20 protein-coding genes and 1 tRNA gene are annotated in these 25,709 nt (G+C 42.0%); 11 read left to right on the forward strand and 10 right to left on the reverse strand.

Translation table 11 applies throughout. The annotated features are described in order from the left end of the window. Nucleotides 1-183: 183 nt before the first annotated feature. From ACMXYO_RS02920 to ACMXYO_RS02955, 8 genes are all read left to right on the forward strand, one after another. The gene (locus ACMXYO_RS02920) at nt 184-1,599 is read left to right on the forward strand and encodes a polysaccharide deacetylase family protein (protein WP_415886964.1); all 1,416 of its coding nucleotides are present in this window, start codon (nt 184-186) and stop codon (nt 1,597-1,599) included. Beyond that, nucleotides 1,596-2,936, forward strand: coding sequence for a hypothetical protein (locus ACMXYO_RS02925; protein WP_415886965.1), 1,341 nt, complete (start codon nt 1,596-1,598; stop codon nt 2,934-2,936). The genes ACMXYO_RS02920 and ACMXYO_RS02925 overlap by 4 nt, the downstream gene beginning before the upstream one ends. Nucleotides 2,937-3,107: 171 nt before the next feature. Then, nucleotides 3,108-4,934, forward strand: coding sequence for a hypothetical protein (locus ACMXYO_RS02930; RefSeq protein WP_415886966.1), 1,827 nt, complete (start codon nt 3,108-3,110; stop codon nt 4,932-4,934). Next, the gene (locus tag ACMXYO_RS02935; RefSeq protein ID WP_415886967.1) at nt 4,931-6,040 is read left to right on the forward strand and encodes a glycosyltransferase; all 1,110 of its coding nucleotides are present in this window, start codon (nt 4,931-4,933) and stop codon (nt 6,038-6,040) included. The genes ACMXYO_RS02930 and ACMXYO_RS02935 overlap by 4 nt, the downstream gene beginning before the upstream one ends. Next, nucleotides 6,027-7,271, forward strand: coding sequence for a hypothetical protein (locus ACMXYO_RS02940; protein ID WP_415886968.1), 1,245 nt, complete (start codon nt 6,027-6,029; stop codon nt 7,269-7,271). Before ACMXYO_RS02935 ends, ACMXYO_RS02940 begins: the two co-directional genes overlap by 14 nt. A 51-nt stretch (nt 7,272-7,322) precedes the next feature. Next, on the forward strand, nt 7,323-8,174 hold the full coding sequence (locus ACMXYO_RS02945; protein ID WP_415886969.1) for a sulfotransferase family protein: 852 nt from the start codon (nt 7,323-7,325) through the stop codon (nt 8,172-8,174). After that, entirely contained in the window at nt 8,161-8,796 is a 636-nt protein-coding gene (locus ACMXYO_RS02950; protein WP_415886970.1) for a sugar transferase, read from the forward strand. Before ACMXYO_RS02945 ends, ACMXYO_RS02950 begins: the two co-directional genes overlap by 14 nt. Beyond that, nucleotides 8,797-9,948: a DegT/DnrJ/EryC1/StrS family aminotransferase gene (locus tag ACMXYO_RS02955; protein WP_415886971.1), complete on the forward strand. Its 1,152-nt coding sequence runs from the start codon at nt 8,797-8,799 to the stop codon at nt 9,946-9,948. It abuts the gene before it with no gap. Between the two features lie 592 nt (nt 9,949-10,540). Here ACMXYO_RS02955 and cysQ read toward each other — a convergent pair. Genes cysQ through cysD form a run of 3 tightly spaced genes read right to left on the reverse strand, consistent with a single transcriptional unit; the run spans nt 10,541 to nt 14,105 of the window. After that, a complete protein-coding gene (gene cysQ / locus ACMXYO_RS02960) occupies nt 10,541-11,326 on the reverse strand; it encodes a 3'(2'),5'-bisphosphate nucleotidase CysQ (protein WP_415886972.1) in 786 nt (261 codons plus the stop codon). A gap of 2 nt (nt 11,327-11,328) precedes the next feature. Beyond that, nucleotides 11,329-13,212 (reverse strand): sulfate adenylyltransferase subunit CysN, encoded by a 1,884-nt coding sequence (gene cysN / locus ACMXYO_RS02965; RefSeq protein WP_415886973.1) that lies wholly within the window; start codon nt 13,210-13,212, stop codon nt 11,329-11,331. Next, nucleotides 13,212-14,105: a sulfate adenylyltransferase subunit CysD gene (gene cysD, locus ACMXYO_RS02970; RefSeq protein WP_415888065.1), complete on the reverse strand. Its 894-nt coding sequence runs from the start codon at nt 14,103-14,105 to the stop codon at nt 13,212-13,214. The genes cysN and cysD overlap by 1 nt, the downstream gene beginning before the upstream one ends. 1,169 nt (nt 14,106-15,274) lie before the next feature. On the opposite strand from cysD, the gene ACMXYO_RS02975 reads away from it, so the two are divergent. Next, nucleotides 15,275-17,227, forward strand: a complete 1,953-nt coding sequence (locus ACMXYO_RS02975) for a polysaccharide biosynthesis protein (RefSeq protein WP_415886975.1) — start codon at nt 15,275-15,277, stop codon at nt 17,225-17,227. Nucleotides 17,228-17,264: 37 nt separating this feature from the next. Here the strand turns inward: ACMXYO_RS02975 and ACMXYO_RS02980 are convergent, their stop codons facing one another. From ACMXYO_RS02980 to rpsU, 6 genes are all read right to left on the reverse strand, one after another. Next, entirely contained in the window at nt 17,265-18,509 is a 1,245-nt protein-coding gene (locus ACMXYO_RS02980) for a Wzz/FepE/Etk N-terminal domain-containing protein (protein WP_415886976.1), read from the reverse strand. Between the two features lie 139 nt (nt 18,510-18,648). Continuing rightward, a tRNA-Ile gene (locus ACMXYO_RS02985) sits at nt 18,649-18,725 on the reverse strand. A 65-nt stretch (nt 18,726-18,790) separates the two neighbouring features. Beyond that, nucleotides 18,791-20,605, reverse strand: a complete 1,815-nt coding sequence (gene rpoD / locus ACMXYO_RS02990; RefSeq protein WP_415886977.1) for an RNA polymerase sigma factor RpoD — start codon at nt 20,603-20,605, stop codon at nt 18,791-18,793. Between the two features lie 242 nt (nt 20,606-20,847). After that, nucleotides 20,848-22,782: a DNA primase gene (dnaG, locus tag ACMXYO_RS02995; protein ID WP_415886978.1), complete on the reverse strand. Its 1,935-nt coding sequence runs from the start codon at nt 22,780-22,782 to the stop codon at nt 20,848-20,850. A 33-nt stretch (nt 22,783-22,815) separates the two neighbouring features. Next, a complete protein-coding gene (locus ACMXYO_RS03000) occupies nt 22,816-23,265 on the reverse strand; it encodes a GatB/YqeY domain-containing protein (RefSeq protein ID WP_415886979.1) in 450 nt (149 codons plus the stop codon). 38 nt (nt 23,266-23,303) lie between these two features. Beyond that, entirely contained in the window at nt 23,304-23,519 is a 216-nt protein-coding gene (gene rpsU / locus ACMXYO_RS03005; RefSeq protein WP_275814767.1) for a 30S ribosomal protein S21, read from the reverse strand. A 200-nt stretch (nt 23,520-23,719) separates the two neighbouring features. Here rpsU and tsaD point away from each other — a divergent pair, with 200 nt between their 5' ends. Next, nucleotides 23,720-24,748: a tRNA (adenosine(37)-N6)-threonylcarbamoyltransferase complex transferase subunit TsaD gene (gene tsaD, locus ACMXYO_RS03010; protein WP_415886980.1), complete on the forward strand. Its 1,029-nt coding sequence runs from the start codon at nt 23,720-23,722 to the stop codon at nt 24,746-24,748. Here tsaD and plsY read toward each other — a convergent pair. Beyond that, nucleotides 24,745-25,332 (reverse strand): glycerol-3-phosphate 1-O-acyltransferase PlsY, encoded by a 588-nt coding sequence (gene plsY / locus ACMXYO_RS03015; protein ID WP_415886981.1) that lies wholly within the window; start codon nt 25,330-25,332, stop codon nt 24,745-24,747. The genes tsaD and plsY overlap by 4 nt on opposite strands. A gap of 20 nt (nt 25,333-25,352) precedes the next feature. Here plsY and folB point away from each other — a divergent pair, with 20 nt between their 5' ends. After that, on the forward strand, nt 25,353-25,709 hold the full coding sequence (gene folB / locus ACMXYO_RS03020; protein WP_415886982.1) for a dihydroneopterin aldolase: 357 nt from the start codon (nt 25,353-25,355) through the stop codon (nt 25,707-25,709).

Consider the following 25,709-nt stretch of genomic DNA (forward strand, 5'->3'; position numbering starts at 1 on the left):
GATAGGGTAAGAATTGCTCCTCAATTCACAGTCGTATTAGTATCTATACCCCGTCACGATCTAACGGCCTCTTTTATGGTTGCTTCGTATAAACTATTTATAACTTTAATTTCCATTTTTTAAGTATGTCGTATTTTATATGTGCGTATTCTGTATATGTGAATGGAGAGGGTAAGGAAAGCCATGAGCTTGTTGCACGGAGAGGAAGAAGAGGTGGAGTTTAAAGTAAAAATTCCCGGTATTCTTTTTAAAGAGCAGTCTTATACGTTAGATGTCATTTTGGGCGAGTTTTTGGGTTTAGTTTTTGAGGTAGAAACGCATAGCAGTGATAAAATAGAAATTTATAGAGAAGGAAAGTCTGCCAAACTGACATTGGATACGAGTTTCTTTCAGCGTGCGAATAATGCTTGGTTAAAACCTGAGTCCATGCCGTTGCTGCCTCTAGATAGTTGGGAGTCAAGCTGTGATGGTATCGATGCTAATATAGTTACGGAACCCCTTCCTATTTTATATGGTATGCCAGGCTTAGTAAGATATAGCAATCGCCTTCATCTTAACTTGGATGTTTTCGGTAGCATTTTTTTTATGCTTTCACGCTATGAAGAGCTTGTTATGCCAGATAGAGATCATCACAACCGCTTTCCAGCTACTGCATCGATAGCTTACAAAGAAAGTTTTCTTAATCGCCCGATAGTCAACGAATATGTCAACATACTTTGGTTTTGTATGTGTGAACTATGGGGTGATATCGAGCGGAGTAGCAATAAACCGTCAATGCTCGTGAGTTGTGATGTTGATCAACCCTATGATTGCACGGTAGAAACTCTCCCGAAGTTGTTTAAAACCTGTGTGGCAGATCTTATTAAGCGTCGTAGCTTGCTTGAAATGTTGAAGCGAATCAATCGCTACGTATTTAACAAAATTTCAATTTATCAGTTCGATAGAAATTATACATTTGATTGGTATATGGATATATGTGAACAAGCTGATCTCAAGGTTGCGTTTTATTTTATTCCAACTTCAATTGAGCCCAACAATGGATGTTACGAAGTATTTGATAATAAAATTATTAGCTTGATGAAAAAGATCGCTGCGCGTGGTCATGAAATAGGTGTTCATGGTAGCTATCAGACCTATCGTGATAAAAATAAAATGCGTAGGCAAAAAGAAATCTTGGAAGCTGCTTTAAGAAGGGCTGGTATCCGTCAAAAGATTAAAGGTAATCGACAGCATTATTTAATGTTTGATGCTGCTGTTACTCCGGATTATTTAGATTCCGCTGGATTTCAGTATGATGCTTCCGGAGGCTATGCTGACTGCTCTGGTTTCCGTTTTGGTACTTCTAAAGAATTTAGCATGTGGGGCTGGATGAGTGAGTCCAAACTTCAATTGAAACAGCGACCTCTTATTGTTATGGAGTGTTCTGTGATATCCGATTCGTATGCAGGATTGGGCTGTGGCAAAGAAGCGCTTGACTTGATGTTAGGGTTAAAACAGGAAAGCCAGAATAAAGGAGGGTGCTTTACGTTGTTATGGCATAACTCGAACCTTAGGTCTAAAGAGGAGAGGGTTCTGTTTAAGTCGGTTCTAGGAGAATGAAGTTATTTTATCTTGTACTCAGCTTCGTGGCTCTATTTTTGTTAGATTTTTTCTTTAAAAGTAATATTAGCGTTTTAGGGAAGGGTTCTTCCGGTTTGCCTGTGTTAGGGGCTTTTTGGGGTTTGGCTGGTGTTTTATTATTATGGCGGATGGCCGTACACCGATTGATCATAGTTCGTCAATCAGTATTTATCCTTCTTCTATTTTGGGCCTACTTTGTTCTAAGAATTGGTATTGATAAGGGGACGGTGGCATCTTTAAAGGCATCAACTATAGGGACTACTGGTGGTGTGTTGCTTTTCTATGCTATTGGCGCGGTTCTCTCAATTATAAACGGTCAGCACCGGGTAAACGCTATTCGAGTTGGTAATTACTTTAATCTATTTTCATTTCTTTTTATAAGTTATGTTGCTGTCAGCTTGTATTTTCTAATTGAAGTTTTTTTTGAGCTTAATTCCAAGTTGCGTGCTGATATTATATTGATAGATAGTGAGGATAGTCATTACCAGCGACCGGGGAATTTTTTGGTTATGAGCTATATTCTTGTGCTTATGCTCTATACGCAATTCGTATCTATGAGACCGCGATATATGTCTATATGGTCTTACCTTTCAGGTACAATTGTACTTTCCCTGTTTATAGCTTATACAATGTTAGCGTTGCTGGTTTCTCAGATGTTTGGGTCAAATAATGCTACGGTTTTGATCGCGGGGCTCGGGATGGTGGGCTTCGCAACAATCATGATGCTGAAGTTGACCTCAGTTCAATGCCTTCTTGCGTCTAGCTCATTGGGTTTTAAGGGAGTGCTCTGTAGAGGGCTAATGGTACGTTTGATTGCTTTTCTTATTGGTTCCATAATTGTTTTTACTTTCCTTGTATTAATGTTGGCAAGCTACCTAAATGTTGACCTAGGAATGACTAGGTTAGGAGGCTTTGGTTCCGGTGAAATTTCATCAATCGCTTCTAGGTTAGCTTTACTAGATAATTTTATAGTTCACTTTTCTTTTTCACCATTGCTTGGGAATATGAATGTAGATTGTTTGACAACTGGGTGTGGAAGCTATGTTCATAGTCTACCTGCGACGTTGCTAACGCATACAGGTTTAATCGGCTTTTTTCTTTTTGTATTTTATCTATGCTGCGCATATTTGGAGCGTCTTAAAGATAGAAAGTGTGAGATGAAAGGCGTTCTGTTAGCTGCTAGATTTGAAAGTTTTCAAAACGTTTTATTTTTTACGACTGTGTTGTTGTTAGGGGTTTTAGCTACGTTTTTTACTTGGTCAATTTTGTGGTTCGCCCTAGGCCTGTTTATGACTGGTTTTGATTTTAAAAAGTAGATTTTTCTGATTTTTTTTTTTGCTAGATGGTATATTAAGTATTTGAATCATAGTTATACATACAGATGCTTAATGGGAATTGTGATTTGTTTGTCTTAATGGTTTTGGATTGAAATTAGGTTTTGCGTACGCTTAACTCTGGAAAGTTATTATTAATTATAGGTTGTCATTATGTGTGGAATCTTTGGTGGTATTAGTACCCAATCCCTTGATGTAGATAAAATAAGGGAGCTTGGTATGTATGCCCTTGAGCGAGGCCAGGATTCATCAGGGCTGGTGGAGGCTGACCGAACTGGTCACGTTTGTGTTACAAAGGCTCCTTTTTCCCTTGGTAGATTGTTTAAAGAGCATAAGATATCAGATGTATGTCTGCTGGCTGGCCATAGTCGACTTGCAACAAATTCAATTGAAGATAACCAGCCAGTAGTTAAAGATGGAATTATATTAATTCACAATGGAATAATTTGTAACTTTGTAGAGCTTTATGCAGAGCTTGATATAGTTCCTCAAACACAGGTTGATAGTGAAATTATCCTAGATCTATACCTTGATGGTATTCAGTCAGGGCTTGATATTGAACTGTCTGGTAAAAGAGTTCTTGAACGTTGTGAGGGTGTGGTATCAGCAGTGCTATTTGATACCATTCGCGGGAAAATCGTTTTTATCAGCAATAACGGTAGCTTTTATGTCTTAGAAAGTGAAGGTGGTTTTAGCTTTTCATCTGAGTCATTTCCTATTGAATCTGTTTTTGGTGAGACCCCTGATCAACATTTTGGTATTAAAGTGTTGGATTTTGCTTTTAGTGGTGGGTTGGATTTGTCGGAAATAAAAACTGCCCATAATCGCGAACATTATCTACCGAAATTTGAATATATAAAATCCGAAGATTCACTTCTTGAATACAAAAAACATGAACTTCAGCGCTGTACGAAGTGTATTTTGCCTAGCACAATGCCATTTATTCATTTCGATGATGAAGGCGTATGTAACTACTGTAATAACTATAAAATAAGTAACTCTCCACGAAAAAAAGATGAACTCTATAGGCTTATTGAGCCTTACAGACGAAGTGGTAAGCGAGATTGTATAGTTCCTTTTTCCGGCGGTCGGGATAGTTCATTTGGATTGCATCTAATTTGCAGAGAATTAGGACTCAATCCTATTGCGTACACTTATGACTGGGGGATGGTTACTGATTTGGGGCGTCGGAATATAAGCCGTATGTGCGCAGAGCTCGGTGTTGAAAATATTGTTATCGCTGCTGATATCGGAATAAAACGACGGAATATAAGGAAAAACTTGGTTGCATGGCTTAAAAATCCACATCTTGGAATGATGAGTTTATTAACCGCAGGGGATAAGCATTTCTTTCGCCATGTAGAAACTGTTAAGCGCCAGACCGGTATATCCCTTAACCTTTGGGGAGTTAATCCTATGGAGGTTACGCATTTTAAAACAGGATTCTTAGGTATTCCGCCTGCTTTTGAAAATGACAAAGTATATTCCAGTGGATTGCAAAAACAATTGGATTACCAGAGAAGACGATTTGCTCAATTTCTAAAAAATCCTTCTTATTTTAATTCGTCTCTTAAAGATACGCTGAGTGGTGAATATTGGCGGAGTATACATAAGAAAACTGATTATTTTCATATTTTTGATTATTATCAGTGGGTTGAGGAGGAAGTGGATTCTACTCTTCGCGAATATAATTGGGAATTTGCAGCAGATCTCGACAGTTCCTGGCGGATCGGGGATGCAACGGCAGCCTTTTATAATTATGTGTACTACACTATGGCAGGGTTTACTGAGCATGATACCTTCCGAAGTAACGAAATTAGGGAAGGGTTAAGAACTCGAGAGGAAGCCTTGAGGCTTGTTAATCTTGAAAATGCTCCTCGCTACGAGAGTATTAAGTGGTATTTAGATGCGCTTAATATTGACTTTGAAGAGGCTATAAAACGAGTTAACTCAGCTGAGAAGGTTGGTGGTCTTGTATGAAAATCATGCATATTACTCATACAGACGTAACCGATGATAGTCGAATTGAGAAAGAGATCGAGGCTCTCTTGAATCTAGACGATGCTAGCCTATATAGCTTTTCTGTTAAGTCACAAAATTTTTCTCAAGAGAAATTACATTCTGATGTGACATATAAAATCATTGATTCTAAAGTTTCGAGAATTAAGCGTTTTCCGAGAAGTCTTAAGCATATAGCTAAGATGCTAGAATTATCATTTTGGATTGTCTGGAAGGGGCTATCTATTAGACCTAAGGTAATTCATGCCCACGACACGCTTGTTTTGCCTGCAGCTACGGTTCTTGCCATGATATTATCAGCAGACCTGATATATGATGCGCATGAACTTGAGAGTAATAAAAATGGCCAGTCCAACTTTATGAGGCTCGGTACAAAGCTATTGGAGAAGCTTTGTTGGTGGAGAGTAGATGCTTTTATTACTGTAAGTAGTTCGATCAGAGATTGGTATTTCACTAATTTCTCACCTAAAAAAAACGCAATAGTACTTAATTCACCAGTTCTATCTACTAGTGGTGAGTCTCATTTGCGTTCACGTTTTGGTATATCTGAGGATTCATTAGTATTTATATATATAGGTTATTTATCAAAAGGTCGAGGTATTGAAAATACTCTCGCTGCTTTCGAGGGGTATCAGGGCGCTAGGCATTTAGTATTCCTTGGGAGCGGGGATTTGGAGCCTCTAGTTAAAGCATATAGTGCAAAGAATAATAATATTCATCACCATCCACCTGTGGCACATGATGAAGTTGTCAAGTTCGCTCGTGGGGCGGATGTAGGGTTATGTGTTATTGAAAATGTTTCTTTAAGCGATTATTACTGTCTTCCTAACAAACTGTTTGAATACGCATTTAGCGGGCTTAAGATTATAGGGTCTGATTTTCCAGAGATTAATAAAGTAATTGCTGAATATGATCTGGGTTTAGTTGTCGATGGCTCGGTTGAGTCTTTAAAAGCAGCGATTTTTCAGTTTGAAAGCGTGATGGACTCTGATGATGTTAAAGATCTATCTGGTTTAACATGGAATAGTCAAGAAAATCGGTTACGGGATTTATATGCTAGCCTCTAAAAACATTGTTTTTGTTAATTATAATGCTGGTAGTCCTTATCATGGCCCTAATTTGAGGAGTTTCTATCAGGCGAAATCGTTATTGGGCTCTTGTAACGTACGTATCATATCGTCTTCTTACTCTCATAAATATCATAAAGAGCCTGATGTTACTGGTGTCGTAACTGAAGAAGTTATTGATGAAATACCTTTTTATTGGCTGAAAGTACCAAAATATAAATCGATTATAATGAGGATTATTTGTCAATATATTTATGGTTTTTTCCTCATTTTTAACTCCCGTAAGTTGATCCCAAAAAACTCAATACTTGTTTTTTCCTGTCCACCTCAGGATTTGATTTTTTTTGTTTTGGTTGTGGCTTATTTTCGGAAAGCCACTTTGGTTACGGATGTGAGAGATATATGGCCATTAACACAGATTCAAATGTCCAAAAAGCATCTTTTAAACCCTTACACATATGTTCTTTTCCTAGCTCAATTCCTTATATACAAGTTCTCCGTGAGAGTTGTAAGTCCTTTGGATAGTTTATATCTTCAGTGGCCAAAAGTTATAGGCGAAAAGTTCAGGTTTATTCCCAATACATCTCTTCCGCCTTTAACCGAAGAGTCTGATATTCAACTTAAGGCTTTGTATAAGCCTCCGTTATCTGTTTGTTCCTTTCCTTTGGATAGCATTGACTCTATAGAGAATTCTTCTTGCCTTAAGATTGTTTATAGTGGCTCTTTTGATAGGGATAATGCGTTTGAAAATTTAGTTTTTGCAGCAGAGCAAATTGAAAGGGAGGATGTAGTCTTTATTTTTATGGGGGATGGAATAAGAAAAAATTGGCTTCTTGAAAGAGTGCAAGGCTCGAAGAATATTGTTGTGCTAGAGAAGTTGGCTCCTAATCAAGTAATCCCATTCTTAAGAGTTTGTGATGTGGGTTTCTGTGGGTTGCATGGGAAACAAATATACGAATACGGTGTTAGTTTAGGAAAGTCGTTTGAATATCTTAGAGCATCAATACCTATTTTGTGGATGGTTAATTCTACTCCTGTTCTTAATGAAGCATGTGTTTCAGTGAAAGTTGACGATATAGATGATTTGGTTGTCAATATACATAAACTAGCAAATCAAATAGATGAGTTTCGTAGTCTGTTTGATACAAAGGTGGAGTCGCTTTTTCTTGAAAATTACTCTGAAGAGGCCGTTCGCCTTAGGCTGGAGTCTTTATTTTCAGAAGTTTTATGATTATTTGATTTTGGCCGCATAGTATGCGGGTGTTATATAAGGACTATTATTGTGAAGCCAGTTATTATTATTGGGGCTCCTCGGTCAGGCACAAACATGTTACGCGACGTACTCACATCATTTGAGGGGATAGCTACTTGGCCTTGTGATGAAATAAACTATATATGGCGCCATGGTAATGTTCGCTTTCCGTCAGATGAGTTGCCGGTGTCTAAGGCCAATGAGTCAGTTAAGAAATATATTAATAAAGCGTTTTATAAAATTGCAGCCAAGCATAATGCTGATATTGTAGTAGAGAAAACCTGTGCAAACTCATTGCGAGTCCCTTTCGTTAATGAGGTTCTGCCTGATGCGAAATACATTTTTATATATCGTGATGGTATTGATGCGACAGGTTCGGCTAAATTACGTTGGACGGCCAAACTGGACATTCCATACATTCTTGAAAAAGTTCACTTCGTTCCGAAAACTGATTTGCCTTATTATGGTTTAAGGTACTTATGGGCTCGAATATATCGATTTATTTCAAGAGAAAAGCGTCTTGCCTTCTGGGGGCCCGCCTTAGAGGGCATGCAAAATATCTTGAAACGACACAGTTTGAACGAGGTATGCGCTCTTCAGTGGCAGCGTTGTGTTGAAGAATCTGAGGCGGCCTTCTCTGCGATGCCGGAAGGGAAAGTTCTTCGTGTTAGATATGAAGATTTTGTGCGACAACCAGGTGATGAACTTGGTCGTATTTTTGAATTTCTGGGTAAACAGGTAAATGCTGAAGAAATTTTACAAGCTGTGATAGGGGTATCATCTGATAGTTTGGGGAAGGGTCGAAGTTCTCTGGGTGAAGAAGAGGTGGCCAAACTTGAATCCTTGGTAGGGGAAACACTAAAGCGTTATGATTACCTTTGATTCTTCCTTTTCTAATAGTGTTAAATTAAGTTGTTGGCAGGAGATTCAGAAGCGGGCTTTTGACCTGCTCTTTGCTATATGCGGTTTACTAGCACTATGGTGGTTAATTCTTATTGCATGGCTCGCAGCCAGCTATGATACACGTTCTAATGGTTTCTTTGTTCAGTTACGAGTCGGGCGGAATGGGAAAGCTTTTAGAGTGATCAAGATAAAAACCATGCGTCCAATGGCTTCGATCGATACAACGGTAACTAAACTCGGAGATCCAAGGATTACAGCTCTTGGGGCTGTTTTTCGGCGAACTAAAATTGATGAGTTACCGCAGTTATTTAATGTGCTCTTAGGGCATATGAGTTTTGTCGGCCCGCGGCCTGATGTGCCTGGTTTTGCTGATAATTTGAAAGGAGAAGAGCGAGCAATGCTATCAATACGACCAGGAATTACTGGCCCGGCTACGCTTAAGTATCGTAATGAAGAAGAGCTGCTTGTTGAGCAAGATGATCCAGAAGGCTTTAACAGAGATGTGATCTGGCCTGATAAAGTAAAAATCAATCTGGAGTATATTCGTAAGTGGTCTTTGCAGCGTGACCTTCAATATATTATGCAGACGGTGTTTAAATAAATGTTAAACGGACCATTTACTCCTTGGCCCTGTTACACGGAAGAAGAGGCTGAGGCTGTACGTAATGTTATCCTCTCAAATCAAGTTAATTATTGGACGGGTCAGGAGGGGCGCAAATTTGAATGTGAATTTGCTGACTTTGCTCAAGCAGAATATGCTATTGCTGTGTCTAATGGCACTGTTGCACTAGATCTTGCCCTGAATGCATTAGGTGTAGGTGAAGGTGATGAAGTCGTTGTAACGTCTCGTACTTTTCTTGCATCTGTTTCAAGTATTGTCAATGTCGGTGCTCATCCCATTTTTGCGGATATTGATGGGGATAGCCAGAACATTACAAGTGAAACTATTTCGGCAGTTTTAACATCAAAAACCAAAGCTATCATCTGTGTGCATTTGGCAGGGTGGCCTTGTGATATGGATCAGATCATAGCATTGGCCAAAGATAAGGGCTTATTTGTAATTGAGGATTGTGCGCAAGCTCATGGTGCTAAGTACAAGGGGAAGGCGGTTGGATCTATTGGGGATATAGGTTGCTGGTCTTTCTGTCAGGATAAGATCATGACGACTGGCGGCGAGGGTGGTATGGTCACAACTAATGATCGGAATCTGTGGTCAAAAATGTGGTCGTTTAAAGATCATGGTAAAAGTTGGTCGGCCGTTTACGAACAAAAGCACCCTCCAGGGTTTCGTTGGTTACACGAGTCATTTGGTACTAACTGGCGTATGACAGAGATGCAAGCAGTGATTGGGCGCATACAATTGAAGCGGATGGCTGAATGGCATAGCGTTAGACTTCGGTATGCTAATCAGATATGGGCAACTGCTAATGCCTGTAACGCTCTTCGTGTGCCAAAAATACCTAAAGATTTTGAGCATGCTGCATACAAGTGCTATGTATTTGTTAATGGAGATGAGCAGTTACGCGATTCAATTATGCATGAAATCGATTCTTTGGGTGTGCCCTGTTTTTCTGGATCTTGTTCAGAGGTTTATTTAGAGAAGGCGTTTGATAATACTGACTTGCGGCCTAAAAAAAGGCTTCCTTTTGCTAAGGAGCTGGGTGAAACCAGTTTGATGTTTTTATGCCACCCATCTTTAACGCAGCTTGAAATTGATAAAACGTGCTCCGCGATTAAAAGAGTGTGCGGTTAACTGTTTATTAGTTTTTCACTTATTGCTAATTGTGTAAGTGCAAGACAGTTTTAATGCTTCCGAAAAAGCCTTTTATTGCAAGTTGACGGCCTAGTATAGTTGCTGGAATGTACTAAGAATTAACAAGATTCGTAGTTCTAGGTTTATCTATTGCTTTAAAGAGTAGCTAGTACCTGCCATAAGAGAGAATCGAATCGTATTAGTAGTGTTTGAATCAATGAGTTTAGATACGATACATTTACGGGGCAAAAGGGCGTAGTGTTACGCGGCAATAACTTATACCTCAAGGGATATATCCGTATTCAGTCGTAATAATGTTGTTAACGTTATATTTCCATTGAATAACCAGTTTAAGTTTGGTTGTAAAATAACACTTTGAAGTGGCATAGACACAGCTTAGTCAATAAATTTGTTTTTTATGTGCACTTTGCTCGCATAAGTTTGGTGGTAGTAAATGTAGATTGGTGGCTACAGCGGTGGCCTGATCTGCCTCAAAGCCAACTCATAAAATGGGTGTCATTAGCGCTCTTCCCCCTCCATCGTGCAACCGGCAATTAAGCCAACAGCTTCTCCTGCGGTGGTAAAGCCTGTGTTAATTGGCACAGGCTATGAAGTGAGGGTTTAAAATATTTTTTTTGCCGTATCGTAATGGCGTCAGATTTTCTGCTTGTAATACTTTTCCGCCAGCACCTTCGAGCACTGCCTGCGCCGCAGCAGTATCCCATTCACATGTAGGAGCCAGGCGTGGGTATAGATCCGCTTCACCTGTAGCGATCTTCAGAAATTTAAGGCTGCTACCTGCCTGAATCAACTCGATTGTTCCTTCTTGGCGGTCGATAAAAGCACGTGTATCTTCGTTTAAGTGACTCTTGCTTGCGACAATACGCGTAACGCCCGGCTTGTTTTGATATCGTATGGGGCTTTCGGTTCCGGATGTTGTTCTTAAGCTGGCTCCTAGCCCTTGGCCTCCGAAATAAAGTTCACCTCGAACTGGCACAGTCACAAACCCGAGGGTAGTGGTGTTGTTTTCTATTAAAGCTAAATTGCATGTGAATTCATCGTTCCGGTTAATAAATTCTTTTGTGCCGTCTAATGGGTCGATCAACCAGTAAATAGAATGTTCGTTAGGAATATTGAGAGAGTTATTATCTTCTTCACTGACTACCGGTATTTTGGGTGTTAGTTTTGTTAAGCCTTTAACCAATATTTGATGTGTTGCAAGATCCGCCTGCGTTACGGGTGAGTTATTTTCCTTTATTTGTTCTCCTAGATCGCTGCTATGATAAACGTCTAAAATGGCTGAATCTGCTTCTTGCATTAGCGATTTTAGTTGTTCTAATAGTTTTGGGTCGTTAAAGATTTCACTTGCTTGAGACATTTTCAAAATTCCAGCCGGTGGATTAGCTTTGCAACTAAGGTGTCTATATCAGCCTGCGCTGTGTGCAGTGTAATATCAGGCGCTTTTGGTGCTTCGTAAGGGCTGTCGATGCCTGTGAAGTTTGGAAGGTCGCCTTTTCTGGCCTTTTTATACAGGCCCTTAGGGTCTCTAGATTCGGCGATCTCAAGTGGTGTGTCGACAAATACTTCTATGAATTCATTTTGCTCAAATAACTCTCGAGCCATTTGGCGTTCTGCTCTGAATGGGGAAATAAACGCGGTAAGAACAACAATACCTGCGTCAACCATCAGTTTGGCCACTTCACTGATGCGTCGAATATTTTCAACTCGGTCTGCGTCGGTAAAGCCTAGATCTTTGTTCAGACCGTGACGTACATTGTCTCCATCGAGTACATAGGTGCGAATCCCTTTCTCGTGGAGAGCTTGCTCCAATGCGTTCGCTATTGTCGATTTTCCTGATCCTGATAGACCTGTGAACCATAACACCTTGCTAGTATGGCCATTGAGCTTTCGGCGTGTTTCCTTGTCAATATCCAGCTTGTGCTTGTGCACGTTACTCGCACGTCTTAACGCAAATTCGATCATCCCAGCTGCTACAGTTTGATTATTCATGCGATTAATGAATATTAAGCCACCCATGCCTGTACACTCACTGTATGCATCATATGGGATCATTCGGTCTGTTTTGATGGTTACGATGCTTAAGTCGTTTAGTTCTAGTTTTGAGGCTGAAAGGTTTTCAAATGTATTGATATTTATTTTATGTTTGATGTCAGTGATTTGTGCGTTGACTAGTGTTGTGCCCAGTTTCATAAGATAGGAGCGACCGATGTAACCGGGTTCTTGATCCATCCATGCTAATTCAATTTCAAATTGGTCTGAAACTTCGCAGGGAGAGTCTGCGGCAGTAATGACATCTCCCCGGGATATATCAATATCACGATCTAATGTGACAGTAATTGCTTGCCCGGCTTCTGCTTGGCTGAGCTGATCTTTGTAAAGTATAATGCTCTTAATGCTTGCGGTTTCACCTGAGGGAAGGATGCGTATTGCTTGACCTATCTTAACTTTTCCGGATTCAATTGTTCCTGAAAAACCTTTGAAATCCAGTTGTTGATGGTTAGCCCATTGTACGGGTAGACGGAGTGGTTTATTGGCTAGTGATTTGGTTATATCCACGGATTCTAGATACCCAATCAGGGTAGGGCCATGGAACCAGTCTGTGTTCTTTGATCGTTCGACTACATTATCCCCTTTTAGTGCTGATATGGGGATGGGGGTAATGGAGTCGAAGTTTAATTCTTCCGCGAACTTTCTGTAATCTGATTCGATTTTTAAATATGTTTCTTTTGAATAGTCAACAAGATCCATTTTGTTGATGGCAAGGGCAATATTCTTAATGCCGAGCTTTGAACAGATTATTGAGTGACGCCGAGTTTGAGTTAAGATGCCCTGTCGAGCATCAATCAAGATCACTGCAAGGTCAGCAGTCGATGCACCTGTCATCATATTGCGAGTATATTGTTCATGTCCCGGTGTGTCGGCGACAATAAATTTCCGGCGGTCAGTGGAGAAATAACGGTAGGCAGTATCTATGGTGATCCCTTGTTCTCTTTCTGCTGTAAGTCCATCCACTAATAGGGCAAAATTAATATCTTCGTCTTGTGTTCCAGCTTTTTTTGAATCGTCTTTTAAGGTGGTGACTTGGTCTTCAAAAATCATTTTTGCGTCATAAAGTATGCGCCCAATTAATGTGCTTTTACCATCACCTTTACTTCCGCAGGTAATAAAACGCAGTGTCCCTAGATTCGCTTGTTTGGTAAGGTAGGTATTAATGCGTTCGATGGAGTTCGATTGGGCTGTCATTAGAAGTACCCCTCTAGCTTTTTTTCTTCCATTGATGTTGATGAATCTGTGTCTATGGATCTGCCTTGTCGCTCGCTGGTTTGTGAGTCGAAAATTTCTAAAACTATCGATGCAAGATCGTCTGCTTGAGATTCAAATGCCCCTGTGAGGGGATAGCAACCCAGCGACCGGAAGCGAGCTTTTATGATCTGTATCTTTTCCCTTGGGTGGAGTTTAAGCCTGTTATCGTCGACCATGACTAACATCCCATCCCTTTCTACAAAAGGTCTTTCGACGGCAAAATAGAGAGGTGCAATTGGAATTTGTTCTCTATATATGTATTGCCAGATATCTAACTCAGTCCAATTTGACAATGGAAAAACGCGGATGCTTTCGCTTGCGTTTTTGCGGCCATTATAGAGGTTCCATAGTTCAGGTCTCTGGGTTTTGGGGGTCCATTGGTGGCTTTTTGTGCGAAAAGAAAAAGTACGCTCTTTTGAGCGGGACTTCTCTTCATCGCGACGGGCTCCTGTAAAAGCAACATCAAACCTGTAATGGCTGAGGGCCTGTTTTAGGCTCTCTGTTATCATAATATCAGTGTGTATGGTAGAGCCATGGTCAAGAGGATTAATGTCTTTTTCAATGCCCTCGGGATTGATATGAACAATCAGATCCATACCACTGGTTTCTGTTATATGATCTAGGAAATCGCACATCACCTGAAATTTCCAGCGGGTATCAATATGCAAGAGCGGAAATGGGGGAGGACTTGGGTAAAAAGCCTTTCGCGCAAGGTGAAGCATGACGGATGAATCTTTACCCGCAGAGTATAGCATGACGGGATTGTCTGCTTCGGCGATAGCTTCTCTTATGATATGTATTGATTCAGCTTCTAGACGGTCAAGGTGGGGCAAGATTACAGGTGGCTTTTGTCTATTAGCTTCATTTGTGTAAGCGGATATGTCGGCTGGTGAATGTGAATAGATCTCGATCGCAAGACGGAGAGTCTTATCTTCGATATTAAGGTTGTTTGATCGCCAGTTTCGGGTAAGGTCTCTGGCGTACGCAGTAAGTATACCTTTGGGCAAGACAAGAGTGTCTTTATTTTCGTGTTTCGCCAGTAGGCATAGTGCATTTTTAATTGAATCAGAATTGACTTCTTGGGGAAGTACAATCCACCGTCTGCCCTGCCTTCCATCATTGGCAAATAAAATTAGTGTTTTTTCATCTAGTGATTGAAGCTCTGCAAAGAGATAAGGCAGTCTTTTTCTGCGGTTAGTTTCAATTATTTGGGATAGAACTTGAAGCATTGGCGGACGTTCATGCTCGTCTTTCAAGTTGTTCGGAGTGATTGGGTCAAAGTTAAGATGATGATCAGAAATCCAGCGCTCTGCCTTTTTGATAGCTGCATCATGATCCTGTTCAAAAAGGTGTTCTGCTATAGAACGAGTGGTCCAAACAATGTTTTCTGCTAGTAGAGCCATAAGGATGCTTTGTGTCGCTAAATGTAATTATCGTCATTTTATTTTCTTTTTGGCGTAATTCCAACAGTGGGGGAGGCTATTGGTTGTGTTTATTGCATTTGGCGACGCTTGTGGTGGAAGTGACGGGTTGTCGCTAATTGATATTCAAATTGAATCTGCAGATTAGGGCTGGGTTGTTAGTGTTTGTGCTAAGTCAAACTATGGTGAAATGTCGCAGCTAAATACAATAAATGTGAAGAGGGTTTGATTTTGGTTGATGTCGAAGATGCTTTTCTGTTTAGTGCATTTTAAATCATAGAGTTATCTTTGCATTAGTAAGGTCGCTTGATGTAGGTGGTGGCTTGTTGATGTGCGATGTGGCAATAATTGCTGGCTGTGGCATAACATCACTTCTAATCGTTCTCATTTCTTTATTTCTATCAAAGTGGAGGGGGCCCTATGCTGTTTTTATAAGGAGGTAGAAAGATTGGTGGTGTTGCAAACATAGGCTTGATGTCCTCAAAGTGCTAAAATACGGCCTTTATTAGTTAGTAGTAATCTTTTCTCTATATTAGTGTTTTGCCCTGCTTAGTTAATAACGGAAGGATGTTTTAAAGCTTATGGAAGATTTTCGACGTGTTTCTGCTGCGTCTCGGCATTACTGGTTTCTGTCGCTTGGTCGTAATAGCAAGAAGGCGATTATGGTCCTGGCGGACTTTATTGCCCTGCCATTAGCACTCTGGTCCGGTTATGCCCTAAGGCTGGCAGAGTGGTGGCCTATTTCATATATGCAGGAAGCTTGGATTCTTTTTGCGCTTGTACCTGTTGTTGGTGTTCTGATCTTTATGAGGCTTGGCCTTTATCGGGCTGTTGTACGGTTTATGGGGGCGCAGGCAATTCTTTCTGTATGTAAAGGGGTGTTCGCATTGGCTGCTCTAATATGGGCTGGTGCAATTACCTTAGATGTTGAGCCTTTCCCGCGCTCAGTTCCGGTAAATTTTGCTTTGGCTGCATTGGTATATGTAGGTGGAAGTAGGCTGTTGGTCAGAAATTACTATCACTGGTTACTACGTAATTACATCGAGAAAGCTCCAGTCCTGATCTATGGTGCTGGTGGTGCTGGTGTTCAGTTAGCGTCAGCGCTAGGGAGTGGTGCGGAATACTTGCCTGTCGGTTTCATAGATGATGATAAGACATTATGGAAAAGTACTGTTAATAGTCTGCCAGTGTATAGTCCTTCCAGTTTGAGGGACCTTATTGAGAATCAGGGAGTCACCTATGTATTGTTGGCACTGCCTTCAATTGGTCAATCCCAGCGTAGGGAGATTTTGGAGTCTCTAGCTGACTTTAGCGTCCATGTCAAAACTATTCCTAACATGCCCGAAATTATTTCAGGTGAGTCAGTGGATGCACTGCGGGATGTTGAGCCTGAAGATCTTTTGGGTAGGGATATTGTTCCTCCTAGCACTGAATTATTAGAAAGAAGTATTGCTGGAAAAGCGGTGTTAGTTACAGGTGCGGGGGGATCTATAGGTTCAGAAATTTGTCGTCAGGTTTTGCAGTATAATCCTAAGCATCTTGTTCTTTTTGAGATGAATGAGTATGGGCTTTATGCAATAGAAAAAGAACTAGCCTCGGCTCTTCTCGAAAAAGGGATGGATGTACCAATCTACCCAGTGCTGGGTTCGGTTCTTGATCGAGAGCGGACTGGTTGTGTTATGCAGCGTTTTAAGATTGATACCATCTACCATGCAGCGGCTTATAAGCATGTTCCTATGGTTGAGCATAATATCTTTGAGGGCGTCAGAAATAATGCTTTCGGTACTAAGGTTCTTGCGGAGGAGGCGCTAAATAATGGGGTTGGGCGCTTTGTGCTTATCTCTACGGATAAGGCTGTACGACCAACTAATGTTATGGGAGCTACTAAAAGGCTGGCAGAGTTAATATTGCAGGATATGGCTAGTCGTTCTGAAACTACGGTATTTTCCATGGTTCGGTTTGGTAATGTGCTTGGTTCATCCGGTTCTGTAGTACCATTATTTCATCAGCAGATTTATGCAGGAGGGCCGGTTACAGTAACGCATCCTGAAATTACTCGATTTTTTATGACGATTCCTGAGGCGGCTTCTTTAGTTATTCAGGCGGGTTCTATGGCCGGTGGTGGCGATGTTTTTGTGTTGGATATGGGAGAGCCAGTTAAAATTACCGAGCTTGCAAAACGAATGATTCGGCTGATGGGGGCGGAGGTTAAATCGGTTAACAATCCGCAAGGAATAGAGATTTCTTATAGTGGTTTGCGTCCAGGTGAAAAACTCTACGAAGAGCTTTTAATTGGTGATGATGTTATAGGAACGGATCATTCGAAAATTATGCGCGCCCAGGAGGAATTGTTATCTGAGGCTGATTTGACGGCTGTTCTTACCTCGATAAACCGCGCTATGAAGGCGTTGGATAGTGTTGGTGTACGAGAGTTGCTTGAGGTGGCTGTCACAGGCTTTAGGCCTTCTTCTCCAGTGGTAGATTGGATGTTAGAGGATAAGTCGGGGTCTGAAGAAAGGAAATCATTACATTGAATCAGTAACCGGCGAGTTTTCTCGCCGGATGTTGGGCTTAGTTGGTTTTTCTATTGCGGGTTGTGCTTCGAACTAAAGCTGCAATGATACCTACTATTCCACCCATTATGGTTGTCAGTAATACGATCAATTTTCTTTTAGGCTTAATGCGGTTGGGGTTTCCTTTTGCCTTTGTGTGAGCAAAGTTAAGCTCAATGTTAGGGAATTCTTCTGAAGTTAGCTTGTCTATCTCTGCCTTAAGTGATTGAAGTTTTGTATTGAAAGCAAGATCGTCCTTTCGGTTCTTTAGTTGTTCAATCTTGTGGTTAACTCCTAGCTTGGTTATTTCTCCTTCGAGTTTAATGATCTCATTGTTCCGTTTGTAGCCGCGCGCATTATTTTTAAGTTGTTCTAGTTCAGCCGTTAAGAGCTTGGTGCCTCGTAGGTAGATAGGATCTTTGTTGCTATGTAGGTCAACAGATATATTGGCCTTTTTAGCACCCATTTTACTCAAGCTGATTGGTTCAATGATTTGTAATGCTGTGGCTGTGCTCAATGCATTGCTTAGGCTTTCGATGCTATCTTGATGTCTTGCTTTTTCGGCATTGATTGCAACATGAAGCTGGAGTTGTGTTTCTTTTTGCGCCAATTTGAAGGCTTCTTCTAGTTGAATTATTTTACTTTTGCGAAGTGTGGCGGCCTCATTGCTTTCAAACTCATAGGTCTTTTGTAGTTGTGATAAGCTAAATTTGTGCAGTTTTTGATGGCGACGGAGATAGGTCTCTTTTAGTTTTGATGCAGTGAAAGTCAAAAAACGGTTAAGTTCTTGTTCTGCTAGAGTTCTGCTGTGTGAATTGAAATTAATAGTATAAGGGAAGATAGCCTGTTTCTTTTTATTTGTCTGGTTGTTCTCGATGTTCAAGTTTGAGGATAGGGTTGTGATATTGATTGTATCGTCTTCGGCTGAATATAGCGTTTTACTAGTCTCAGTGCTTGCTTCTCGAATAAATGCTTCTTTAATTTCATTGCTGTTCAATAATTGAAGGTATTCATCTAGCGGTGTAATGGGTGTAATGCTAGAGTATAAAGATAGCTGTTCTAATTTTTTTTGGTTTTCTGGAGAAAGCTGTACAAGATGAGTGGATGCTTGGTATACGGATGGTGTAGTGAGGGCGAATCCTATACCCAATAAGGTAAAGACTAGCGTAATAATCAGAATAAAGCGTCTTTCTTTCCAAAGGGTTTCCATTAACTGGAGTAGGTTAATTTCATCGTTATGCTGCGGTGGGTTAGAGGTGCTCATCGCTATCCTTGTGAGTTTGGTCAAGTTGGCAGGAGGAGTATATAAGGTTATCAGCGACAAACCAACGGGGGAGGTTGGGTTGGTGTTTTTTTGATGAAGAGCAGGGGCTGGTAATGTAAGTCTAGAGAAGGATGTGTGATGGTGGGCCTAGCAGGACTCGAACCTGCGACCGATCGATTATGAGTCGAGCGCTCTAACCAACTGAGCTATAGGCCCTAGAAAGGGTGCCCATAATACCGATATGATCTCATGGGCACAAGCTTTTGATTTAAATGATTTTACTATTCGTCAAGGAAGCCGCGAAGGTGTTCTGAGCGACTTGGGTGGCGTAGTTTGCGCAGCGCTTTTGCTTCGATTTGACGGATACGCTCACGTGTAACATCAAACTGTTTACCCACTTCTTCTAGAGTATGGTCAGTATTCATCTCGATACCGAAACGCATACGAAGAACCTTAGATTCACGAACTGTTAGGCCTGCTAGTACTTCACGAGTTGCTTCACGTAAACCTTCGCCTGTTGCTGAATCAACAGGAGAGGAAATAGTTACGTCTTCAATGAAATCGCCCAAGCTCGAATCTTCATCATCACCAATCGGTGTTTCCATGGAGATCGGCTCTTTGGCAATTTTAAGTACTTTGCGAACTTTATCTTCAGGCATTTCCATGCGTTCAGCAAGTTCTTCAGGCGTGGCTTCGCGCCCCATTTCCTGAAGCATCTGGCGGGAGATACGGTTCAGTTTGTTGATCGTCTCGATCATGTGCACTGGGATACGGATTGTACGTGCTTGGTCGGCAATCGATCGTGTAATCGCTTGTCGAATCCACCAAGTTGCATATGTAGAGAACTTATAACCGCGGCGGTATTCAAACTTATCAACAGCTTTCATCAAGCCGATGTTACCTTCCTGGATCAGATCTAGGAACTGTAGGCCACGGTTTGTGTATTTCTTAGCGATAGAGATTACAAGACGTAGGTTGGCTTCAACCATCTCTTTCTTGGCGCGACGTGCTCGAGCTTCACCGATCGACATGCGACGGTTAACTTCTTTGATCTCAGCTAGGCTGATACCAGTAGTAATCTCTGCTTGGATAAGTTTCTTTTGAGCACGTTTAAGTTCAATTAAATTGGTTTTGATCGCACGAGAGTAATCAGAGCCGGAATCGATAACTTCTTTAAACCAATCAGGGTTTGTTTCGTTACCAGGGAATTCTTTGATAAACGTCTTACGTGGCATTTTTGCACGTTGTGTGCAGATGCGCATGATAGTACGTTCTTGCTTGCGAATGTCGTCGATAGTATCGCGAACTTGCCCGACAATCGCTTCGTAATAACGTGGAGATAATTTGATCGGAGCAAAAGCTTCGCTTAGTAGCTCTTGAGCTGAACCAAACTCCTTGCTGTCACGACCTTGTTTTTCTAGAGCTAGGTGAAGGGCGTCGAAGTGCTCTTGAATTAGGCCAAAGCGGCGAGCGGCTTCTTCTGGGTCTGGCCCTTTCTCTTTTTCTTCGTCTTCGTCTTCGTCTTCTTCTATCTCGGCATCTGGATCCGTGATAGTAGCAGCAGGAATTTCTTCGTTATCATCTGCGTCGATATAGCCGCTGAAAATGTCGCTTAGGCGACCTTCTTCTTCAACAGTTAGTTTGTACGCTTCAAGGATGGCGTCCACTGTGCCAGGGAAGCAGGCTACGGCAGACATTACTTCACGTAGGCCTTCTTCAATGCGTTTTGCAATGCTGATCTCGCCTTCACGAGTTAACAGCTCAACAGTACCCATTTCACGCATATACATGCGTACTGGATCGGTTGTACGTCCAGCATCTGACTCTACTGCGGCTAGTGCGGCAACGGCTTCTTCGTCGGCATCATCAGCTGAATCACCTTCGGTCATCAGTAGTGTTTCAGCATCGGGTGCTTCTTCTGACACGGATATCCCCATGTCATTGATCATGCGAATGATATCTTCAACCTGATCTGGATCGGCAATATCCTGCGGAAGGTGGTCATTTACCTCAGAGTAGGTTAGGTAACCCTGCTCTTTACCGCGGGCGATCAATTCCTTAAGGCGAGACTGCTGTTGCTGAGAAGTATCGGACATAGGACCCTGACTAGAAAAAGTGGATGAAAATCGAGCAGGCCATTATAGCGATGTAGTTAACAACATGCTAGGGAAAAGGCTTTGCAAGTTAGAGACTGTCATCTGTTAAAAATAGACTGTTTTTCAGCGACTTGCCGAAAATTCAGTAGTTTATGATGCTATATATGGTGATTGGTTGTTTGTTTTTCAAGGGAGAGGGCGCTTGAAAATGGGTGCGGCTCCAAAATGTAGTGTTTAGTTGTTTATTCTTTGCTGGTTGTCTTGAGTTTATTAAGTTGTTGCATGGATTCAACTAGCTTTATTTTCTCTTCTTTGGAGAGGCTATGCTTCTTCTGCAGAAGAGAGATCTCTTGTTCTAATGCCTTAAGTGATAGCCCGTGTTGAGCATCTTTAAGGTAGGCTCGGGCGGTCTCTTCAGAAGTGATTTCTAAAGAAGTGGAGATTTCATAAAGCTCAACGATAGTTTGCGAAAGGGTTTCATCTTCACGCCAATCGACAACCAATTGCCCAAGAGATGCGGTTGGGTTTTGTTTGTAATAGGTCACTAACTGAGCTAAAAGCTGTGAATTCACGTCCGCGTTACTCTTAAGTGCTTCTGGAAATTGGTGCTCAGATGCGAGTTGTGGATAGTGAAGTAATAGTGCAATCAGTTTCTGTTCGAAAGATAGTTCGCTGCTATTGTTGCGAGGGATGCGAAACTGTTTATTCCCTGGTTTGAATTGGGTGTTTTCATGGCTATGGGCTTCGTAGCTATGACCTTCGCTGCTATAGTCGGCATAGTCGTATGGTTGTGAATCTTCATAGCTTGGTGCTTCGGAGTAAACGTACTCTGAGGCTGCAGGAGTTGCTTGCGAAGCTGTTTGTACGGACTCGTGAAAGTTAACCGTTGTTTGTATCTGCTCTAGTGATAGATTGGTTAATTCACAAATGCGGTCGAGCATCATCTGCTGCAACAAACTAGGTTTCATGGAGTTTATTGCAGGCAATACCTCTGTACTGAATCTAGCGCGGCCATCCATACTGTTTAGATCAGCTTGTTCGGAGTGGCTATTAAAGAAAAACTCGGAAAGCGGTAAAGCGCTATCTAGTCGCTCAGTGAAGGCTAGTGTTCCTTCTTGGCGTACTAGGCTGTCTGGATCTTCGCCGTCAGGTAAAAAGAGAAAGCGGGCTTCTTTTCCATCTTCGATAACCGGAAGTGTTGTTTTTAATGCGCGCATCGCGGCTTCTCGGCCAGCATTATCACCATCGAAGCAGAATATAACTTCAGGAACGAGCTTAAACAGTCTTTCTAAGTGCTGCGCAGTGGTTGCTGTGCCTAGTGTTGCAACAGCGTAGTGAATGCCAAACTGTGCGAGGCCAACAACATCCATATAGCCTTCAACAATGATTAAGCGTTCAAGCTTGTTGCTGTGCTTACGTGCTTCATAAAGCCCGTAAAGTTCTCTGCTCTTATGGAAAGTCGGGGTTTCGGGGGAGTTTAAGTATTTTGGTTTGTCATCGCCCAGTACGCGCCCACCAAAACCTATTGTACGGCCTCTTTGATCTCGAATAGGGAACATTATTCGATTGCGAAAGCGATCATAATGACTATCACGATCTTCGTTGTGTATCAGTAGTCCGGCTTCTTCTAATAGCTTTTGATCTGCATCGCTTTTGCCTAGGTGCTTAAGAATGTTATCCCAGCCAGAAGGGGCAAAACCGATGGAGAATGCTTTTGCTGCTTGGCCTGTCAATCCTCTGGTTTGCAAATAATTGACGGCATCTTGTCGCGTGTTGTGGCTTTTAAGCTGATCTTCATAGAATTGAGCGGCTTCAGCTAATAAATCGTATAGCTTTTTAAGTTGCTGCTCTTTTTCGCGCTGTTGGGGATTGTTATCTTTAGGCACTTCCATGCCCGCGGCTTTGGCGAGTTCTTCAACAGCTTCAGGGAAATTTAGATTTTCGTATTCCATTAAAAAGCTAATGGCATTTCCGCCAGCGCCGCAGCCGAAGCAGTAATAAAACTGTTTTTCTTGGTTTGCGCTAAAAGAAGGTGTTTTTTCTTTATGGAATGGACAGAGGCCTGAGTAGTTCTTTCCAGCGCGCTTTAGTTTTTGGACACGACCATCTAGCACATCAATAATATTGATGCGGGCAAGCAGGTCGTCAATAAAGCTTTGGGGTATGCGTCCGGCCATTATCGTTGCAGCTGAAAAGGTCTCAGCGGCAGTTTAACTGGATAATTGAGACTTGACGAGTTTGGATACTGTTCCCATATCGGCGCGACCTTGGATTTGAGGTTTAAGGATTCCCATAACCTTGCCCATGTCTTGCATGGATTGTGCGCCGGATTGCTCTGCAGCTTGTTTAACGAGGTCTGCAATTTCCTCATCAGTTAGCGGTTGCGGCAGGAAAGTTTTAATCACCTCCAGCTCCTGTCGCTCAGCATCTGCAAGATCCATGCGTGCCGCTTCTTCAAATTGCGAAATCGAGTCACGGCGCTGCTTAGACATTTTGTCTAGCACCGCCAGTACTCTAGTGTCATCCAGTTCAATGCGTTCATCTACTTCGATGCGCTTTAGTTCGGCTAGCATCATGCGAATAGTTTTTAGGCGCTCTTTTTCTTTAGCGCGCATTGCAGCTTTCATCTCACTGGTGATTTGCTGCTTCAACTCTGACATGACTAACCTTCCTCTGGATGGGATCTAAATCGCGTGGATTAGTAAAGGCGAACGCGACGAGCGTTTTCGCGAGATACTTTTTTAGCGTGACGTTTTACAGCTGCTGCTGCTTTACGCTTGCGAACAGAAGTTGGCTTCTCGTAAAATTCGCGACGACGAACTTCAGCTAGAATACCTGCTTTTTCGCAAGAACGTTTGAAACGACGCAGAGCTACATCAAATGGCTCGTTTTCTTTAACTTTTACAGCTGGCATGTTTGAACAAACCTTAAATTGTTTAGTTAATCCACAAAATTATCTCACCAAAAAACAGACGGTTTTATGGCAAGGCGCAAAATTCTATTCGTTTCACTTGCTGAAGTAAAGCAGATAATCGGTTTGTTGGGTATTTTCGGTGCAGGTTTTAAGGGGGGCAGGTATAATAGCTGCCATCATGTTAGTGAAGTGAGTAAACGATGCGCGTACTGGGGATTGAAACCTCTTGTGATGAAACAGGAGTGGCAATTTATGACAGTGAAAGGGGGCTACTTGGTGATGCTTTATATAGTCAGGTAAAAATGCACGCTGAGTACGGTGGTGTAGTGCCGGAATTGGCTTCCCGTGACCATGTACGTAAGCTGCTGCCTTTATTGGATGAGACTTTTGCTAAAGCTGGTCTTCAAAAAGGAGATGTCGATGCTATCGCTTATACATCCGGTCCAGGCCTTATCGGAGCATTAATGGTTGGCGCTTCGACAGGCCGAGCTATTGCATTGGCTTGGGGTAAGCCCGCAATTGGCGTGCACCATATGGAAGGTCATTTACTCGCACCAATGCTGGAAGAGAATCCACCAGAATTTCCGTTTGTAGCTTTACTCGTTTCTGGAGGGCATACCCAGCTTGTTCGTGTTGATGGTATTGGCCAATACGAGTTATTAGGGGAGTCTTTAGATGATGCCGCGGGTGAGGCTTTTGATAAAGCCGCAAAAATGCTGGGTTTGGATTACCCAGGTGGGCCGCTAATTGCTAAGCACGCACAACAGGGTGATCGTCAACGTTTTCGTTTTCCACGTCCAATGACAGACAGGCCGGGCATGGATTTTAGTTTCTCTGGTTTAAAGACCTTTACATTAAATACAGCTAACGATCATCGAGACGCTGACGGCAATATTGATTCTCAAACAGTATGTGATATCGCTGCTGCATTTGAAGAAGCTGTGGTTGATACTTTGGCAATTAAGTGTCGCCGTGCTTTGCAGGCTACCAGGTTTAAGCAGCTGGTGATTGCGGGCGGTGTAAGTGCTAACCAGCGTTTGCGCGAGCGCTTAGAAGTTATGGTTGAGAAAGAAAAGTCGGAGCTGTTTTATGCCCGTCCTGAGTTTTGTACAGATAATGGCGCGATGATTGCGTTTGCTGGTTGTCAGCGTTTGCTGGCTGGACAGCAAAGTGATCTGGTTATTACTACTAAGCCTCGTTGGCCTTTAGACACACTCGATTCTATTTAAAGTCTAGGTTCTTCACCGTTTAGTAACTTTTTAATATTTTTGCGGTGGCTATAAAGGAGTAATAGGCAAAGGATGGTCAGAGGAAGCGAGTAACTTGGAGCGATTATCCATGTGAAAACTGGAGTTATTAGTGCTGCGGCAATTGAGGCTAGTGAGGAGATCTTGCTAAGCGATACCGTAATCACCCAGATGGTTAACTGTATAATTGCGATGGGCCAATAAAGAGCGATACAAGCACCAAATGCTGTTGCAACGCCTTTACCGCCTTTCAATGGCGAAAAAATAGGGAAAATATGTCCGGCTACAGCGGCAAGTAAACAGAATGATAGTTCTGTTTGCGAAATCTGCAAAAGTAGCCCAAGGCATAATGCAGCTAAGCCTTTGCTGATATCCCCTAGTAGTGTAAAAAAGGCCGCTTTTCTAGAACCAATTCTGAGCACATTGGTTGCCCCGGGATTACCAGAGCCTCGTTGGCGAGGGTCTGGAAGGTTGAGTGCACGACAAACTAGCACTGCTGTGGGTATAGAACCCAGCAGGTAAGTTAGAAAAATTAGCCCGAAGGCCATTGTTGCCGATTCGGTCATTCGATATCCAAAGGTTGAGTATGGATTTAGTTTACATTCGAGAGTTAGAAGTTGAAACGATTATAGGTATCTATGATTGGGAAAGAGATATTCGTCAACGAATAAATCTTGATTTGGATATGGGTACTGATATCCGTCAGGCAGCAAATACTGAAGATGTTGATAATACGCTTAACTATAAAACGGTGTCAGATCGATTGATTGAATTTATAGAGCAGAGTGAATTTCAGTTGGTCGAAACCATGGCTGAGCAGATTGCTGAGATCGTGATGACTGAATTCGGTGTGAAATGGCTGCGTTTACGTTTAGGTAAACCGGGTGCTGTGCCGCAGGCAAAAGATGTTGGTGTTATCATCGAACGCGGAGTTCGTAGTTAA

It is taken from the genome of Neptuniibacter sp. QD37_6 (assembly GCF_047778085.1).
In the GTDB taxonomy this organism is placed as follows: Bacteria; Pseudomonadota; Gammaproteobacteria; order Pseudomonadales; family Balneatricaceae; genus Neptuniibacter.

What these genes read in the sequence shown, in the direction of transcription:
- ACMXYO_RS02980 (WP_415886976.1), bottom strand. Translation starts at nt 18,509, where the DNA reads ATGAGCACCTCTAACCCACCGCAGCATAACGATGAAATTAACCTACTC.
- ACMXYO_RS02940 (WP_415886968.1), top strand. Translation starts at nt 6,027, where the DNA reads ATGCTAGCCTCTAAAAACATTGTTTTTGTTAATTATAATGCTGGTAGT.
- ACMXYO_RS02955 (WP_415886971.1), top strand. Translation starts at nt 8,797, where the DNA reads ATGTTAAACGGACCATTTACTCCTTGGCCCTGTTACACGGAAGAAGAG.
- ACMXYO_RS02975 (WP_415886975.1), top strand. Translation starts at nt 15,275, where the DNA reads ATGGAAGATTTTCGACGTGTTTCTGCTGCGTCTCGGCATTACTGGTTT.
- cysN (WP_415886973.1), bottom strand. Translation starts at nt 13,212, where the DNA reads ATGACAGCCCAATCGAACTCCATCGAACGCATTAATACCTACCTTACC.
- rpsU (WP_275814767.1), bottom strand. Translation starts at nt 23,519, where the DNA reads ATGCCAGCTGTAAAAGTTAAAGAAAACGAGCCATTTGATGTAGCTCTG.
- dnaG (WP_415886978.1), bottom strand. Translation starts at nt 22,782, where the DNA reads ATGGCCGGACGCATACCCCAAAGCTTTATTGACGACCTGCTTGCCCGC.
- ACMXYO_RS02950 (WP_415886970.1), top strand. Translation starts at nt 8,161, where the DNA reads ATGATTACCTTTGATTCTTCCTTTTCTAATAGTGTTAAATTAAGTTGT.
- ACMXYO_RS03000 (WP_415886979.1), bottom strand. Translation starts at nt 23,265, where the DNA reads ATGTCAGAGTTGAAGCAGCAAATCACCAGTGAGATGAAAGCTGCAATG.
- rpoD (WP_415886977.1), bottom strand. Translation starts at nt 20,605, where the DNA reads ATGTCCGATACTTCTCAGCAACAGCAGTCTCGCCTTAAGGAATTGATC.
- ACMXYO_RS02920 (WP_415886964.1), top strand. Translation starts at nt 184, where the DNA reads ATGAGCTTGTTGCACGGAGAGGAAGAAGAGGTGGAGTTTAAAGTAAAA.
- ACMXYO_RS02930 (WP_415886966.1), top strand. Translation starts at nt 3,108, where the DNA reads ATGTGTGGAATCTTTGGTGGTATTAGTACCCAATCCCTTGATGTAGAT.
- tsaD (WP_415886980.1), top strand. Translation starts at nt 23,720, where the DNA reads ATGCGCGTACTGGGGATTGAAACCTCTTGTGATGAAACAGGAGTGGCA.
- cysQ (WP_415886972.1), bottom strand. Translation starts at nt 11,326, where the DNA reads ATGTCTCAAGCAAGTGAAATCTTTAACGACCCAAAACTATTAGAACAA.
- ACMXYO_RS02935 (WP_415886967.1), top strand. Translation starts at nt 4,931, where the DNA reads ATGAAAATCATGCATATTACTCATACAGACGTAACCGATGATAGTCGA.
- folB (WP_415886982.1), top strand. Translation starts at nt 25,353, where the DNA reads ATGGATTTAGTTTACATTCGAGAGTTAGAAGTTGAAACGATTATAGGT.
- ACMXYO_RS02925 (WP_415886965.1), top strand. Translation starts at nt 1,596, where the DNA reads ATGAAGTTATTTTATCTTGTACTCAGCTTCGTGGCTCTATTTTTGTTA.
- plsY (WP_415886981.1), bottom strand. Translation starts at nt 25,332, where the DNA reads ATGACCGAATCGGCAACAATGGCCTTCGGGCTAATTTTTCTAACTTAC.